Origin of the sequence: Sphingobacterium kitahiroshimense (assembly GCF_025961315.1) — a bacterium.
Lineage (GTDB): Bacteria > Bacteroidota > Bacteroidia > Sphingobacteriales > Sphingobacteriaceae > Sphingobacterium > Sphingobacterium anhuiense.
This window is the reverse complement of record NZ_JAOQNK010000001.1, coordinates 6,026,944-6,042,310: the sequence shown is the minus strand read 5'-3', so window position 1 is coordinate 6,042,310 and position 15,367 is coordinate 6,026,944. Positions and strand designations below refer to the sequence as shown.

The window sequence follows — 15,367 nt, the reverse complement described above, 5'->3', positions numbered from 1 at the left end:
AAGAAATACAAAAGGAAGTCTATCAAATTCTTGATCAACTTCGTCAATTCGTTTTAAAGAAGACCGCCAACGATTTATATGCATGATGATAAAGTCATTTAGTCAGTTCAATCTCAAACAAATTTCATTAACTTTATAGCTTATTAAGATCGACCATATTACATAAAACAATCTATTGGAAATGAATAAATTTGTTTATTTATCGCTTTACTTATTTGGATTTCCGTTTGCTTCCTTTGGCCAGGAAACAACGTTGACTGCCGATGAACTTTTTGTTAAAGCACGAACAGAGGCTTTTGATCAAAAAAATTATGCGGAAGCGATAAAAATCAGTAAACAGGCTTTGAAACAGGCTCCCGAATATACGGATATCAGTATCTTTTTAGGACGTCTATACACTTGGTCTGATAAAATAGATAGTGCCCGTACCATATTTTCCAAATTGGAAAGTCAAAATGTGCAAGATGAAGATTTGTACATAGCCTATGCTTCTTTAGAGTATTGGAACGATCAAGCGGCCAAAGCAATAAACTTGGTGGATAAAGGTCTTTCTTTTCACCCGACCTCAGAAGATCTTCTCCTTTTAAGGACAAAAATAGAATACAGTAATAATGCGTATGAAAGTGCTGAAAAATCAGTAAATAATCTACTAAAATTAAATCCTAAAAATGCTGAAGCAAGAGCTTTAGCAAAAAGTATCCAGGAGTATACAGCTAAAAATGCTATCGGGCTTAATTATAACTTTGTTCACTTTGACAAACAATTTAACGATAACTGGCATATTGTAGCACTTAGTTATAAAAGAGCGACCCCACTAGGATCAGTAATCTTCAGAACAAACTATGCGAATAAATTTGCTGACAATGGACTACAATTTGAAGTAGAGGCTTATCCAAGATTATCTAAAATGTTTTATCTCTATGTGGCTGGGGGTTATTCCAATAATGTAGGTATATTTCCGAAATACAGAACTGGTGTTTCTTTATATGCAAATTTACCGCACAGCTTTGAGGGTGAAGTCGGATACAGACAGCTATATTTCAGTGACAACATCTGGATGTATACAGCATCAATAGGCAAATATTATCAGAATTTCTGGTTCAACCTAAAAACGTATCTGACCCCAAGCAATGAAAATATATCACAATCATACGCTGGTACAGTTCGATACTATACCAAAGGAGCAAATGACTATTTAGGATTTCTAATCGGAACAGGAATTAGTCCTGAAGAAAACCGGAATAATCTCCTGGACCAGTCCATTTATAAGCTTAAAACATTCAAGATCGGAGCAGAATATAACTTTTCAATTAACCGTACAAATCTGTTTTCTATTTCTTCTACGTACTTCAATCAAGAGTTTAGACCTAATGAGAAGGGTAATCAAATCGATATCACAGTGGGCTATATCAAAACCTTTTAGTGTTTTGATATCGTTTGCTTAAAATAATTCTTAAAAATACTGTCAGGCAGTAGCTGTTTCTTAGTATAGAATTGCTTATTCTGACGCTTAAACAGTTCGAAACGCTTGATGAGCAGATCACGCTCCGAACCCTCAGAAAGAGGTTCCTCATTAAGTGTTGCATCTAATTTATACAACTGGCCATCCGAAATATGGTAGTCACCATAGACAAAGTCAATCAACTGATTCTTACTTTGCATCATCGCTGCTCCATTTCCTTTAGCAGAAGCTCCGATCTCCAGACCACGGCCTATCCAGGTTACCTGTCCTGGGGTATTCACCTGATAATTATTACGATAAAAAGCAAGCAGAGAAGGTGTCACATCAAAGTGACTTACCTTATGACGGAAAGTATGTGCCGCCTTTAGTAATGGTGAATAAATCATTAATGGAACATGATAGCGATCAATTTTACTTTCTAAAGGAATCTCAGGCATAGCGTGATCACCGGTTATAATAAAGATCGTATTAGCGAAATCTGCCCGCTTTTGATAATCCATGAAAAACTGTTGCAATGCATCGTCCAAGTTCAATACAGACACCAGTTGCTTCCGGTTTTGCAAAGCCCATTTTTTGCGATCAGGTGTCAGATCGCCCAGAGCTAACCGCTTATCAAAAAGTTTTTCATAAAAAGCAGCATTATTGATTAGAAAAGGATTGTGGGTAGAGAGCGTTAACAAAAGATGAAAGTAAGGTGTCTGCTGCACTTTCTGTACCTCCAACATTTTTGCGAATACCGCTTGATCCTCATACCCCCAACTTTCTCCCCCTTTTTCGGGAAGCTTTTTATATGGTTCGGCATAAGACCACTGATCGACCAAAGTATCCACTTTACTGTAAGTCATGAATTTTTCCATGAAATCAAACTTTGAATTACCGCCATAGAAAAAACCTGTATTGAATCCATTTGCTTTTAAGATATTGAACAGGTTAAAATGTGCCGGTAGAGTATCCTGTTCTAAGAAGCCATGCGAAGCAAAGGGCAACGATCCTGTCAATGTCGGCAAAACAGAAAAAGTTCTGCCTGAAGAACTTAAATTATTCTCCCAATACAAGGACTTCTTCGATAAAGAATCTAAAAAAGGTGTAAAATTTCCGATATACCCTGAAGGAGAACTATAGGCATGCCCTAATCCTTCGACCACAATAATGACCAAATTTGGGACAGATGAACTTTTTTGAAAGTAGGTCCCTAATATGTCCTTTGTATCTTCATTTCGAAGAAAAGGATAGCTTTGGTTTTCCCCTGACGTCTCTTTTTCTGCTCCAAATACCAACATTCCCGGATGTTCTTCGATATAATTGGTGACATTAGAATTTAGAAAATAACGCCATTTACTACGAGCAGCATTTTGAGCAAACTCATCACCAGATATCTTAAAAACCTTAAAGCGGTCTACAGGAATAAAACTTACAATAACTCCTAAAAATAGCATACTTAGGCCTACATAGGTGCTCTTAATCGTTTTTTTCGACGCTATCCAAAAAGGAATATAGGCACATGCGACGAGCAAGATTAATAAAGCGATATTGGTAAAACTCAGCATACCACTCGCTTCCAAAATTTGCATCATCTCGGCAGTATTATAATAAAACATATCCGCTCCCAACAAATTGCGTGATTCTGCAAAATATAAAAATAAAATATATTGCATTACCACGACAAAAGATAATAACACGATGGATAATATCCTGGCTACTGAAAGATGAACAAGTTGTACTATCAGATACACAAGACCGCAACCACTTAGTATCTGAAAAGCGAAAACGAGATTATTCAAAAGAAGTGGTATTAAACCATTTGATTGACCTAATTGTGGAAATTGCCCGTTATACCACCACCATTCTACAGCGACAGAAAGCATATACAACACTAAAAACACAAGGCTTACAGCACCATAATTTTTCAATCCAATACGCAACTGTAGACCAATCCGTTTAAAAAATGGAATATCTTCAGCCCCTTGCTGAAAACCCTGACGTTTCATATCGCCCCAGCTATGCTGTTTACGAAAATAATCCACCACACCGCGTACACCTGCACCGACTACAATTGGATGGAAATAAAAAGGTTCCAAAATAGCTGTAACTATCAATTTGGAAAGATCTTGTTTCTTGGTATACACCTGGTGACTCACCAAGTCGACCAAAATAGCGTAAATAGAATATAAGATCCCCGATGAAATAACCAGCGCAAAGAGTGCAAAGAAAAATGGCCAGTTTATAATACCGAGAAAAAGAAAAATCAGAAAAATAATATATCCTGAAAATTCAATTACAGGACCAAGGAATTCAAAGAAAAACCAATAGGGCATACTGACCATTCCTAACCGTCCGTACTTCGGGTTGAACATAAGCTTACGGTGCTTCCAAAGTGTTTCCATGGTACCTCTCATCCAGCGATTCCGCTGCTTTTTCAAAATCTCCTTAGACTCAGGCACCTCAGTCCAACATAATGGATCCGGTATGTTGACCACTTCATAAGGAAGTTTCTGTTCTTCCATATAACGGCGCATGCGTACCACCAGTTCCATATCTTCACCTACAGTTTTACTGTCATATCCACCACAGGCTAGTACAATCTGCTTATCAAAAGCCCCAAAAGCCCCTGAAATCAAGATAAGACCAGAAGCTCGGGACCAAGCCATTCTTCCCAATACAAAAGCACGAATATATTCCAAAGCCTGTGTACGTCCAAGCCAAGATTTAGGAAGGTTAACGTCAACTACTTTACCATTTTCTATACGGCAGTTATTAGCTAAACGGATGACGCCACCACAAGCAATGACCCTTTTATCAGTCTGCTCTAGGAAAGGTTTTGCAAGTTTTAAAAGTGCATCCTGCTCTAGTATACAGTCCACATCGATGCAGACGATATAATCGCCAGAAGATATATTTACCCCCACATTGAGCGCATCTGCCTTCCCGCCATTCTCTTTATCAACGACAATCAGCTTTTTGAAAGCGGCATTTTTACTTTTATAAATACCGCGGATCTCTTTGGTTTCTAGATCACCTTGTATAAAAAACGGAACAGATTCTAATGCATAAGCTTCAATAAGCTTTTCCATAGAATCATCACGACTTCCATCATTAACAATAATAATTTCTAGGTTATGGTAGTAGAGCGATAATAACGATCGTACATTTTCAACGACGGTCATACCTTCATTATAGGCCGGGGCGATTAAGCTAAAACGAGGTGCATTGACATTGGTTGCAATGAGATTATAATCGGTATAGGAATTATCATGCTTATAACGTATTACTGCACCATAGGCATAGATACCCACCCACGCAGAGATCAAAAATATAGTGGCCGAATATACAAGAAATATCCAGATCACTACTTCGTAAACAATATGTGAAAATTCTAGCATACTTTTTCCTGCAATGCGTGGTTAATAATATGTTTAAACTCATCCGGCGTGTTCTCATCCAAAGCCATATCCCGTAAATACTGACGCTCCCCTAAACTAACCAACACTTCGGCGGACCAGATTTTGATCGCAACTGCTGGATGCTCCCACAACTGTTTTTTCAAAAACGCATCACATTCCAGACTCTTGGACACCTTCATTGCTTTTAGGATCTCAATTTGAACGGCTAATGTTTCTTCTGGAAAAGCGCTCACCAATTGCTCCATCGTATTATTATTTTCAAAAGCCTCCAGTGTACGCACTACCTGTAGCTTTACAGCAGTATCATTATGCGCTAGTAATTCTAGCACTTCATTATAATAAGACAACATCTGGAATTTACGCATTAAACGCAGCGTAAAAATAACCACAGATGTATTTTCACTTCGCAACCATAAAGTAATATTGACAATTTGCGGATCGGGAATATCAATAATAGAATTTAGTAAACGAAGCTGTTGCCACTCAGAAAGAGGATGCTTCAGGTTGTCTAAAAAACTTAAACCTTCAGCTCCTTTAAAACTGACTATTCCATACTGTGCTTCTAAATATACCTGTTTCTCCCGGTGCTCGAGCAAGGATGTAAATGTAGGTAATGCACGTAAAACACGCATTGCGGTCAGCTCCTGAATCCCTCCTGCTATGTGATATGCTTTCTTTTTAATCAGATTACGCCAAGCCTCATCCTCAAGACTAAACTTATAAAATAAATGTGTAATCTCTTCTCGGGCAACACCAGAAAATTTGCGTTCTGAAGCCACTAAAAGATCTAAAAAAACACTTCTGAACGCTGGTTCCCGCAGATGCATATCAAAGGATTCATCGTTTTCAACAAAATTCTGTCCCAACACTATAGATTCAGTAATCTTATTTTCAATGATCTGTGTCCAGACTTGTCTATTAGATAAAACACGGTATTTATAAAAACTATAAAACAATACCGCAATAATCAATAGCAATACCAGCACAAATACAATAATTATGGCCAATACCAGTTCGTGAAGTGTTATTTTTTGAAACATAATAACCTTTATTTACCTGTCAGACGTTTTATCCGCAGCAGCAGTTCATTTGGACTAAAAGGTTTGACCATAAAATCTGATGCCCCTAAATCAAATGCATCTGTCACAACTTCCTCCTGTCCCATGCTAGAAAGCACAATGACCGGTATTTTTTTTCCTATTGTGTGCATGGCCGACAAAATCTCGATACCCGATGCAAACGGCATCATGATATCGGTCACAACAAGATCAAGATCCAACTCACTGATCTTTTCAATAGCTTCCTTTCCATTGCGTGTTAAAATGACAGTATGCCCCTCTTTAATTAATTTATGTTCTATTGTTCGTAAAATCAATTCGTCGTCTTCCGCTATTAAAATCAACATATTACTTTTCGTTTAAAAGGTTCGTTATTAACTGTAATCCTATTTCAATTTCTTGCTTTATATCATCCAGCAAGTCCAAGCTGGGGTTACTGGATGATAGTTCTTTTTCCAGATTAGATGTCAGTATGCTCAGTTTCTTAAGCCCCGCAGTAGATGCTGTTCCCCGCAATTTATGGAGGATCACTTTCATTCGTTCAATATCTTCCGATTCCCTGACATTTTCCAATTGAAACCATGCTTGCTTAATCTCTTTGATCACAAGATCTAAGAAAAATGATTTAAAACTAACGTCGTCTCCAATCTGCTCCTTAAGTGCATCCATATCTAGATGATCATCAACCACAGCATCTTCTTTTTGTTCAAGCACCTGTTTCTGAATAAATTGCTGCAATACCGTGTACAGATCATGTTGCCTTATCGGCTTAGGAAGAAACTCAGACATACCGGCCTCTAAACATTTTTCTCTTTCTCCACGGACATTTCCAGCAGTAATACCAATAATAGGTATAGCAGCATAACCTGTTAATAGCCTTATTTGTTTGGTCGCTTCGATACCATCTACACCAGGCATCTGCACATCCATTAAGATAAGGTCAAACTTTGAATGTAGGCATTTTTCGATTGCATCCCCTCCATTAGTAACCTCTATCAGTTCAGCATTAGGCATAATAGTCGCCATCATACGCAGATTGAGCGCCATATTTACAGAATTGTCATCGGCTAAAAGAACCCTAGCCTGTTGTTGGTAAACCGTTGTTCCACTATCACTATCCTGTCCCAAATGATTAACATCAGCCTTACTTTGCTGTATAGCTTTACGTAAAGTAAGATAAAGTTCGTCGGATCGAATAGGCTTAAGCAAACAATAGGAGCGTTCTTGTTGCCTGAAAGCAGAAATGACCTCATGCTCCTCCGACGATGTATGCAATACAATGAGTGGAATACTTTCCTCCTGTTTATAAAACAATTCCTTTATTTTTTCTATCGTCTCCAATCCGGAGAGAATAGGCATGTGATAATCCATTAAAATAACATCAAACCTTTCACCGCTCATCAGTAATTGTAAAGCCGCCAGACCATTCTCTGCAAGTACTGAATCAACTCCTCTATAAGTCAGCATATGCTGTATAATCGTACGGTTATTGGCATTGTCATCTACAATAAGAACGCGTTTTAAAGGCAGTTCCTCATCCTCTTCGATGCCACCTTCTTCATAAGCGATTTCCAGATCAAAGTAAAAATCAGATCCTTTATTCAGTTCACTCTCCAGACAAAGTTTACTTCCCATGTATTTCAATAAATTATTGGAAATGGTGAGTCCTAAACCGGTGCCTCCATAACGTTTGCTCACAGAGCTGTCTTCTTGGGTAAAGGCATCAAAAATACGTTGCTGTTTTTCTACCGGAATACCGATACCAGTATCACGAACAGAAAAACGTAATTTAATTTTGCTTTCGTCACTGCTGCGCTTTTCGATCTTAAGTTCGATCTCTCCCTTTTCCGTAAATTTAACGGCATTTCCCAAGAGATTGATCAAGATTTGCTTGATGCGTGCCTCATCTACCCAGATAGAAGCAGGTAATCCCTGCTCAATATTTAATAAGAGTTCGACATCTTTGCGCTGTGCTTGGTAAAGTACGACATTGATTACCTGATGTGCCAAATCATATACATTGAATTTATCGATATACAGTTCCAATTTTCCAGATTCAATTTTTGAAAAATCAAGGATGTCATTGATAATATTCAATAAACTGCTTCCCGACTCGTTAATATAATTGAGGTATTGCTTCTGTACATCGTTCAACGGTGTTTTGAGCAGCAGATCCGAAAATCCGATCACACCGTTCAAAGGGGTTCGGATCTCATGGCTCATATTAGCTAAAAATTCAGACTTTGCTTTACTCGCTAAGTCCGCAAGTTCTTTTGCTTTCTTCAATTCTAAATTTACAGCGACAGATTCGGTGATATTTTGAGTAAAAATAATAATACCGCCAACACTACCATCAGACAAATTCCAAGGTCTTACTTCCCAATTAAAGTGCTGTGGTTCCTCATAGTCATCAACATCAATCAATTCATCGACATTTTTATAAGATTTACCCTCAAGAGCATCATAGTAAATATTTTTTCTATTTTCCGGTATATTAGGAAAGACATCAAACAGATTCTGATCTAGAATATTATCCATATCTTTATGGAAGTCTTCCATCCATTGATGGCTGACGGATACATAACGAAAATCCCGATCAAACATCGCTACAGAAGCCGGAACATAATCCACAAATGCTCGGAGCATCGCTTCCTTACGTTCCAATTCCAGGTAAAGGTTTTTACTCGTATCAATATTTTGTATAATACCGAAAACACGCTTACAGGTTCCGTTATCGAACTCGGGAATTCCTTTAACACGTACCCAAATGATTTCAGCTTCTTGCTGTCTCAATCGCAATTCAACATCAAAAGAACAACCATGCTGCGTTGCTTCCTCAAAAATTCCCATTAGCTTAACCTGACTGTCTTCATCAAAAAATCCGACGGCATGATCAAAGTTAGGAACAAAATCTTTTCCTACTCCATGAATCAATTTTGTTGAATCGGACCAAAAAACCTGATGTAGATCCAGATTAACCTCCCATCCACCGACTTGTGCAACAGTATTCGTCTGCTCCAAAATCTGTTTCGTATGCAGGAGGTCATTTTCAAGCTGTATCCGTTCCGTCATATTAAGTGCAGTACTAACCACATAAGGTTTCCCTTCCGGATCCAGCTCGAGCATGTTATGATATAGCCAATAGATTTTTTCGCCATCCTTCGATTTTAGAATCATCATACCTGAATCCTCCCCATTTTGAAGAATACGTTTGAGATAATCATCGAAAGCCTGCAAGTGATGTGTAGGTACAAGTTGCTTTAGATTGAGATGCTTTGCTTCCTCCTCAGAATACTTTAAAAGATTACGGCCTTTCTCATTTACAGCAAGAATATTACCTTCCATGTCGTGCATACTCATTAAACCGATGGCATTCTCGAAAAAATTGCGAAACTTCCGTTCAGAAACAGCTAACTTTAATTGCTCCTCCCGTTCACTGGTAACATTTCTCCCAAATCCGAAAATTTCTAACGTTGCTGCATCGTACTTGAAGTACCATTCAATCACAACATCACTACCTCCATCCTTCGATGTTACTGTTGTATATTGTATACCTTCGGTAATATTTGCCAGATTTTTCAGACGCTGCTGAAAACTTTCATCATGATTATCCAATAATGTAAAAAAAGAGGCTCCTAACACCTTAGACTTTTCAATATTAAGTGCCTCAGAAAAAGCCGGATTCAGTTCTTTTATCCGATATTGGTCGTCCAATACGCAGATCATATTATTAGTAATATGAAATACTTCCTCAAAATATCCTGCCTGGACCTTTCTCTTTTTCCCTAAGAGAATTTTGGTTACAGCTTTCCCAAGCTGTCCTAAAGAATCTACCTGCTTAAGAGATAATGACTTAGGCTCAAACCCGATGACACAGATCGTACCAAGTGCATGCCCTTCGTCATCCAATAAAGGTACTCCCGCATAAAAACGAATATTTCCCTCTCTGATCAAAGGATTGGTGGCCGATCTTGGATCCTCAAAAGTATCTTCGATGACAAGTACATCTTTACTCATAATCGTGTACTGACATACCGTATTACGTCTTTCAACAGTATCCAACTCCATACCAACACAGCTCTGGATCCGCTGCGTATCTTCCTCCATCATGGCAATAAGTGCCGCTGGACAGTCTGTTATGAGACAGGCTGCCTGCGCAAACACATCAAGATCAGGGTCTTTCCCCAATCCCAATAGCTCATAAGATTTTAATTGGCGGATACGCTCCAATTCATTTTCCGGGACCGGGTATTGCTCCATGCCTTTAAATTATATAGTAAATAGATGTGTTCATTGAGATTGTGAAAATAACAAAAATAGTTCTCCTTTTAAATAAATAACAAATGAAAATCGGCAATAATCTTAAATTACAATATCAGAAGCATTTACTTCCCAAATTTTCAGATTTTATGCTTTGCAGAACTCTAACATAGCAAAGTTATAAAGTGCAATTACACCTTTAAAGCTGTGTAAATTCCATTATTCATGAAAGATTGTAGAATTAAAATTTCAGGTAAAATCTTGCCAATTGACAACTTAAAATCAATTGCATAATATTATTTTTGAAAAATGGAAGACTTGATCAATTATCTGCTCAAATTTGGACAACTCAACAAGAATCAATGTGCTTTAATATTAGCTAAAGCACAGCATAGACAGATCAATAAAGGAGATTTTTTTTCTGAAGCGGGTAAAGTGGCAAGAGATATAGGCTACGTCACCCAAGGAGTTTTCAGAATCTGTTATTACAATAAAGCAGGAGATAGCTTCACTCGTTATTTCGTTTACGAAAATCGCTTCGTTGCCGATACAATCAGTTTCATTGATGAGTTACCTTCAGCAGAATATATAGAAGCCGTAACCGACTGTAAACTGCTCGTTTTCTCTAAAAAAGATTTTATGGAGCTAGCCACCACCATTCCCGGCTGGTCAGACATCTTTTCCAAAATCACCTCTTATGTCCTCGAAAATAAAATGAGGGCAAGCAGCAATATGTTGGTGCAGAATGCACAAACACGCTATTTACATTTCTTAGCGCATTACCCTGGATTAGCCAACCGGATTCCACAACTGATGCTCGCCTCCTATTTAGGCATTACAGCAACATCGCTTAGCCGCATCCGAAAAACCATTAGCTAAAGGTTTTATTGCCAATTGGCAAGTGTAGCCTGACCCTTTCTCCCGAACTTTGTCGTATTAAATATTTGAACATACGATTATGCAAGTTGATGTATTATTAGGCCTCCAATGGGGCGACGAAGGTAAAGGGAAAATTGTTGATGTGTTAAGTGCAGATTATGATCTCATAGCGCGTTTTCAGGGTGGCCCCAATGCAGGTCATACGTTAGAATTTGACGGTAAAAAATTTGTATTAAATACGATTCCTTCCGGCATTTTTTTCGATCATACCATGAACCTGATCGGAAATGGAGTTGTTCTGGATCCGATCAGTTTAATCAAAGAACTGGATATGCTTAAAAAAGCCGGCCACGACTTATTGAAAAAAAGTAACCTACTGATTTCAAAAAAAGCACATCTAATCTTACCATCACATCTTTTGCTTGATGTGGCATCCGAACAAAATCTAGATACGAACAAAATAGGATCTACTTTAAAGGGTATTGGTCCGGTGTATATGGACAAAACAGGACGTAACGGACTCCGAGTAGGCGATATTTTGCTACCAGATTTTAAAAAACGTTATCAAAAATTGGTAACAAAGCATAAAGCAATGCTTGCTTCATTTTATCAGTTAGAAGTGAATACGATTCAAAATGAAACTGCTTTTTTTGATGCAATTGAACACTTGAAGCATTATCCTCTGGTGGATTCAGAACATCTGGTCAATCAGTATCTTCAGGAAGGGAAAAGGGTTTTAGCCGAAGGTGCACAGGGAAGCTTGCTTGATATTGATTTCGGATCCTACCCTTTTGTTACCTCATCCAATACCACAACAGCAGGTGCTTGTATAGGTTTAGGAATTGCTCCAAACAAAATCGGTGAGGTGATCGGTATCTTTAAAGCATACAGCACCCGTGTTGGCGGTGGTCCCTTCCCAACAGAGTTGGCCAATAAAACAGGAGAGCAGATCCGTCAGACAGGCAAAGAATTTGGTGCAGTAAGCGGTCGTTCCCGCCGTACTGGATGGATCGATTTACCTGCACTAAAATATGCCCTAATGCTGAATGGTGTGACTCAATTGGTGATGACAAAGGCAGATGTTCTCAGTGGTTTAGATCACATCTTTGCTTGCACCCATTATCGCCATCATGGTAAAGTGATCGATTATATGCCTTATGAGCTAATTACTCAACAAGCAACTCCTATATTGAAGAAAATAGACGGGTGGCATAAAGATATCAGCACAGTCACCAATGTTTCCGACATTCCACTGAAGCTCAAAACATATATTAATTTCTTGGAAAAAGAACTGCAAATTCCCATTAAATTTTTATCTGTAGGCCCAGATCGGAAGCAAACTTTGAAGCTTTATTAATGTTGAAAACACCTATAAAAATAGGTCATGAATGATAAAAGGGGGGGGGCCAACAATTTAGGACACCCCCTTTTTCAAATCAGAACGATTTGCCAACCCAAAGACATCTTCAAATAGTGCATTTCAAATCGATCGTATTTATAAATCAGGCTTAGACAAAAACGAATATTAATAACAAAAGCAGGTATCGTATGTTGTAGAGGTATGAAGATTGCAATGCTTTCGCCAATCGCTTGGCGAACACCTCCTGTTCACTACGGTCCATGGGAACAGATTACCTCATTACTTACTGAAGAACTTGTAAAATTAGGTATCGAAGTCACATTATTTGCGACTGGTAATTCAATTACCACAGCACGTTTACAGGCAGTCTGTCCTTTAGGATATGAAGAAGACCGCGATATCAATGCCAAAGTATGGGAATCTTTGCATATTTCTGAGTGCTTCGAAAATGCGCGCGAGTTTGACATTATACACAATCAATTTGATTTCCTCCCCCTTTCCTATTCCAGATTGGTGAAGACACCAGTCGTAAGCACGATCCATGGTTTTTCGTCCCGAAGTATTCTACCCGTATATAAAAAACACAATAAAGACGGACATTATGTATCCATCAGCAATGCCGATCGTGCGGAAGAATTGGACTATATTGCTACCGTTTACCACGGAATTGACCTTGGACAGTTTACATTTAACGACAAACCTCAGGATTACTTATTGTTTTACGGCAGAATCCATCATGATAAGGGAGCTAAAGAAGCTATTGCAATAGCCCAAGCCTTGGGAAAACGTCTAATCATGGCTGGTATAATTCAAGATGAAAATTACTTCAGACAGCATATCCAACCCCATTTAAAACCCGGTAAAATTGAATATATTGGTTCAGTTGGTCCGGAAAGACGCAATGAATTACTCTCTAACGCCAGTGTACTGCTACATCCTATAAATTTTAGCGAACCTTTTGGTTTATCGGTCGTCGAATCGATGGCTTCCGGCACACCGGTTGTTGCTTTTAACAAAGGCAGTATGCCCGAACTGATCGATCATGAACAAGATGGATATCTCGCTGAAAACATCGACGAGGCAATTGAAATGGTTAAAAATATCGGTTTCATCAACCGAGAAGCATGTCGGAAAAAAGTGGAGGATCACTTTTCCAAAGAAAGAATGTGTCAGAACTATTTAGCAGTATATAGAGAAATTTTAAACAGATAAATCTTATTTAAAACAAATAACCTCCAGCTTCCACTGTAGTTTCATATAGCGAGGGCTGGAGGCATATTTTATTGATTTGAAACACTTATCTTAACTTCGATATTTCCTCGAGTAGCGTTAGAGTAAGGACATACTTGATGTGCTTTTTCTGTTAATGCTTGCGCTTCTTCCAATGAGATACCCGGGATGTTGGCTTGAAGTTCAGCTGCTAATCCGAAACCACCGTTTTCCAATTGCCCTATACTCACTTTTGCCGTAACAGTGGTCTCCCCTGTTTGCACTTTTGACTGTTTAATCACTAAATTCAGTGCACTGTCAAAACACGCTGCATATCCTGCAGCAAACAGCATTTCAGGATTAGCATAATCGTCATTAGCTCCTCCTAAGGCTTTCGGCATACGCACCTCAAGATCCAACACATTATTTTCACTTTTAACCTGCCCATTTCTACCGCCAGTAGCTTGGGCACCTATTGTATACAAATTTTTCATTACTATATATTTAAATTTTTACTCTTTTTTCAATTCGACCAATCCCTGACAATAGACTTTAAATTCTATATCGGCAAAGATTTTTGCCTCTACTATTAAACAGTACAAACTTAATAAAATTATATTGTGCACAATATAATTTTCAACGACACATATATAGATTTTACTCAACATTGACAATTTTTATCAAAACCTGCATTTGCTAAAGATTTCCATGTACTTTAAGTGAATGAGTTGAATCTTGAAAGCTATCTAATCCTCGTTCACTGCTATTTGATCTATACAGAAAATTCAACAATTTACCCTATTTGTAACAAGTAAAGGCTTATGCATCCGAGTTTTTAAGATTATTAATCAACTTCCATTAGTTTGCAAATTTCATTAGTTGAGCATTTATTGCAGACAACAAATCCTCAACCAATAGCATATTTCATATATATTGCCCCACTTATTATATATTGAAAGGATAAAAAACAGCAAAGCCTCCAGGTTTGGAGGCTTTGTAGCACAACAAGTTAATCGTGTGCAATTTTATGAAAGGTTATGTCAATATAATTATAATCATCAGATAAATAAAAAAAAATCACACATTTTTTTTATTTATTCTTTTGGTTTAATTCGTTCATAAAGTTACTTCTCTACCTGTGGTCGGTGTATCGAATGTTCTGTCAAGAAAACTTTCGAAGAGACTCTTGAGCACCAATTAAATCAGATCATTAACGAAAAAAGTAATTTAACAAGTACCGTCAACAGAGGTAAAATAGTACTTAATTACGGTACGACCATCTGATGGACTTTCAACACATCATACTAGCTATTTGCGGGTTAATGATAAGCACCTTTGGTTATCTGATAGTAGGATGTTACCACAATCTTGATAGAGCTGTTTTTATAACATAATTATACTTAATTGCAAAAGTCCTCCCTCACTAATTCATAAAATTCAAGGAATTATTATACTCGTAAACCTGTTATGTAGTTATAAAGCATGGCATAAGCGTACGTAAAGCGTAGATAAAGCATAGATACAGTGTAAAAACAGCCTGTTTAACACACTTACAACGCACTTACCACGCTCTTACCACATTCCTATACCATGCATAGCCAAACATGCTTTATCTACGCTTTATTAAAGCTTCATAAATGCTCTACAGTTAGTTGAGAAGAGCTGCACATAAAATCTCTTAAGCCTACTTCTTAAAGACTTTATTCGTTTGTTTCAAATAGATTTAAAAATTCCACAA

9 protein-coding genes are annotated in these 15,367 nt (G+C 37.8%); 4 read left to right on the top strand and 5 right to left on the bottom strand.

The genetic code is table 11. The features are described 5' to 3' along the window. Nucleotides 1-181: 181 nt before the first annotated feature. The gene (locus tag M2265_RS25800) at nucleotides 182-1,423 is read left to right on the top strand and encodes a YaiO family outer membrane beta-barrel protein (protein WP_132773895.1); all 1,242 of its coding nucleotides are present in this window, start codon (nucleotides 182-184) and stop codon (nucleotides 1,421-1,423) included. Here M2265_RS25800 and M2265_RS25795 read toward each other — a convergent pair. From M2265_RS25795 to M2265_RS25780, 4 genes are read right to left on the bottom strand one after another with little or no spacing between them, the layout of a single operon-like run. Further along, nucleotides 1,420-4,842: a sulfatase-like hydrolase/transferase gene (locus tag M2265_RS25795; protein WP_132773896.1), complete on the bottom strand. Its 3,423-nt coding sequence runs from the start codon at nucleotides 4,840-4,842 to the stop codon at nucleotides 1,420-1,422. The genes M2265_RS25800 and M2265_RS25795 overlap by 4 nt on opposite strands. Continuing rightward, nucleotides 4,836-5,903 (bottom strand): hypothetical protein, encoded by a 1,068-nt coding sequence (locus M2265_RS25790; RefSeq protein WP_132773898.1) that lies wholly within the window; start codon nucleotides 5,901-5,903, stop codon nucleotides 4,836-4,838. Before M2265_RS25790 ends, M2265_RS25795 begins: the two co-directional genes overlap by 7 nt. Nucleotides 5,904-5,911: 8 nt before the next feature. Continuing rightward, nucleotides 5,912-6,268: a response regulator transcription factor gene (locus M2265_RS25785; RefSeq protein WP_132773900.1), complete on the bottom strand. Its 357-nt coding sequence runs from the start codon at nucleotides 6,266-6,268 to the stop codon at nucleotides 5,912-5,914. A 1-nt stretch (nucleotide 6,269) separates the two neighbouring features. Further along, complete coding sequence (locus tag M2265_RS25780; RefSeq protein ID WP_132773902.1) at nucleotides 6,270-10,181, bottom strand: response regulator; 3,912 nt, start codon at nucleotides 10,179-10,181, stop codon at nucleotides 6,270-6,272. Between the two features lie 309 nt (nucleotides 10,182-10,490). Between M2265_RS25780 and M2265_RS25775 the strand changes: the two genes are divergently transcribed. From M2265_RS25775 to M2265_RS25765, 3 genes are all read left to right on the top strand, one after another. Beyond that, complete coding sequence (locus M2265_RS25775; protein ID WP_132773904.1) at nucleotides 10,491-11,060, top strand: Crp/Fnr family transcriptional regulator; 570 nt, start codon at nucleotides 10,491-10,493, stop codon at nucleotides 11,058-11,060. A gap of 79 nt (nucleotides 11,061-11,139) precedes the next feature. Beyond that, the gene (locus M2265_RS25770) at nucleotides 11,140-12,417 is read left to right on the top strand and encodes an adenylosuccinate synthase (protein ID WP_132773905.1); all 1,278 of its coding nucleotides are present in this window, start codon (nucleotides 11,140-11,142) and stop codon (nucleotides 12,415-12,417) included. Nucleotides 12,418-12,621: 204 nt separating this feature from the next. Next, entirely contained in the window at nucleotides 12,622-13,632 is a 1,011-nt protein-coding gene (locus tag M2265_RS25765; RefSeq protein WP_021188855.1) for a glycosyltransferase family 4 protein, read from the top strand. 68 nt (nucleotides 13,633-13,700) lie between these two features. Here the strand turns inward: M2265_RS25765 and M2265_RS25760 are convergent, their stop codons facing one another. After that, a complete protein-coding gene (locus M2265_RS25760) occupies nucleotides 13,701-14,123 on the bottom strand; it encodes an organic hydroperoxide resistance protein (RefSeq protein WP_021188856.1) in 423 nt (140 codons plus the stop codon). Nucleotides 14,124-15,367: the final 1,244 nt, after the last annotated feature.

Excerpts from the sequence above, each read along its gene's own strand:
- M2265_RS25800 (WP_132773895.1), top strand. The coding sequence starts at position 182 with ATGAATAAATTTGTTTATTTATCGCTTTACTTATTTGGATTTCCGTTT.
- M2265_RS25795 (WP_132773896.1), bottom strand. The coding sequence starts at position 4,842 with ATGCTAGAATTTTCACATATTGTTTACGAAGTAGTGATCTGGATATTT.
- M2265_RS25790 (WP_132773898.1), bottom strand. The coding sequence starts at position 5,903 with ATGTTTCAAAAAATAACACTTCACGAACTGGTATTGGCCATAATTATT.
- M2265_RS25785 (WP_132773900.1), bottom strand. The coding sequence starts at position 6,268 with ATGTTGATTTTAATAGCGGAAGACGACGAATTGATTTTACGAACAATA.
- M2265_RS25780 (WP_132773902.1), bottom strand. The coding sequence starts at position 10,181 with ATGGAGCAATACCCGGTCCCGGAAAATGAATTGGAGCGTATCCGCCAA.
- M2265_RS25775 (WP_132773904.1), top strand. The coding sequence starts at position 10,491 with ATGGAAGACTTGATCAATTATCTGCTCAAATTTGGACAACTCAACAAG.
- M2265_RS25770 (WP_132773905.1), top strand. The coding sequence starts at position 11,140 with ATGCAAGTTGATGTATTATTAGGCCTCCAATGGGGCGACGAAGGTAAA.
- M2265_RS25765 (WP_021188855.1), top strand. The coding sequence starts at position 12,622 with ATGAAGATTGCAATGCTTTCGCCAATCGCTTGGCGAACACCTCCTGTT.
- M2265_RS25760 (WP_021188856.1), bottom strand. The coding sequence starts at position 14,123 with ATGAAAAATTTGTATACAATAGGTGCCCAAGCTACTGGCGGTAGAAAT.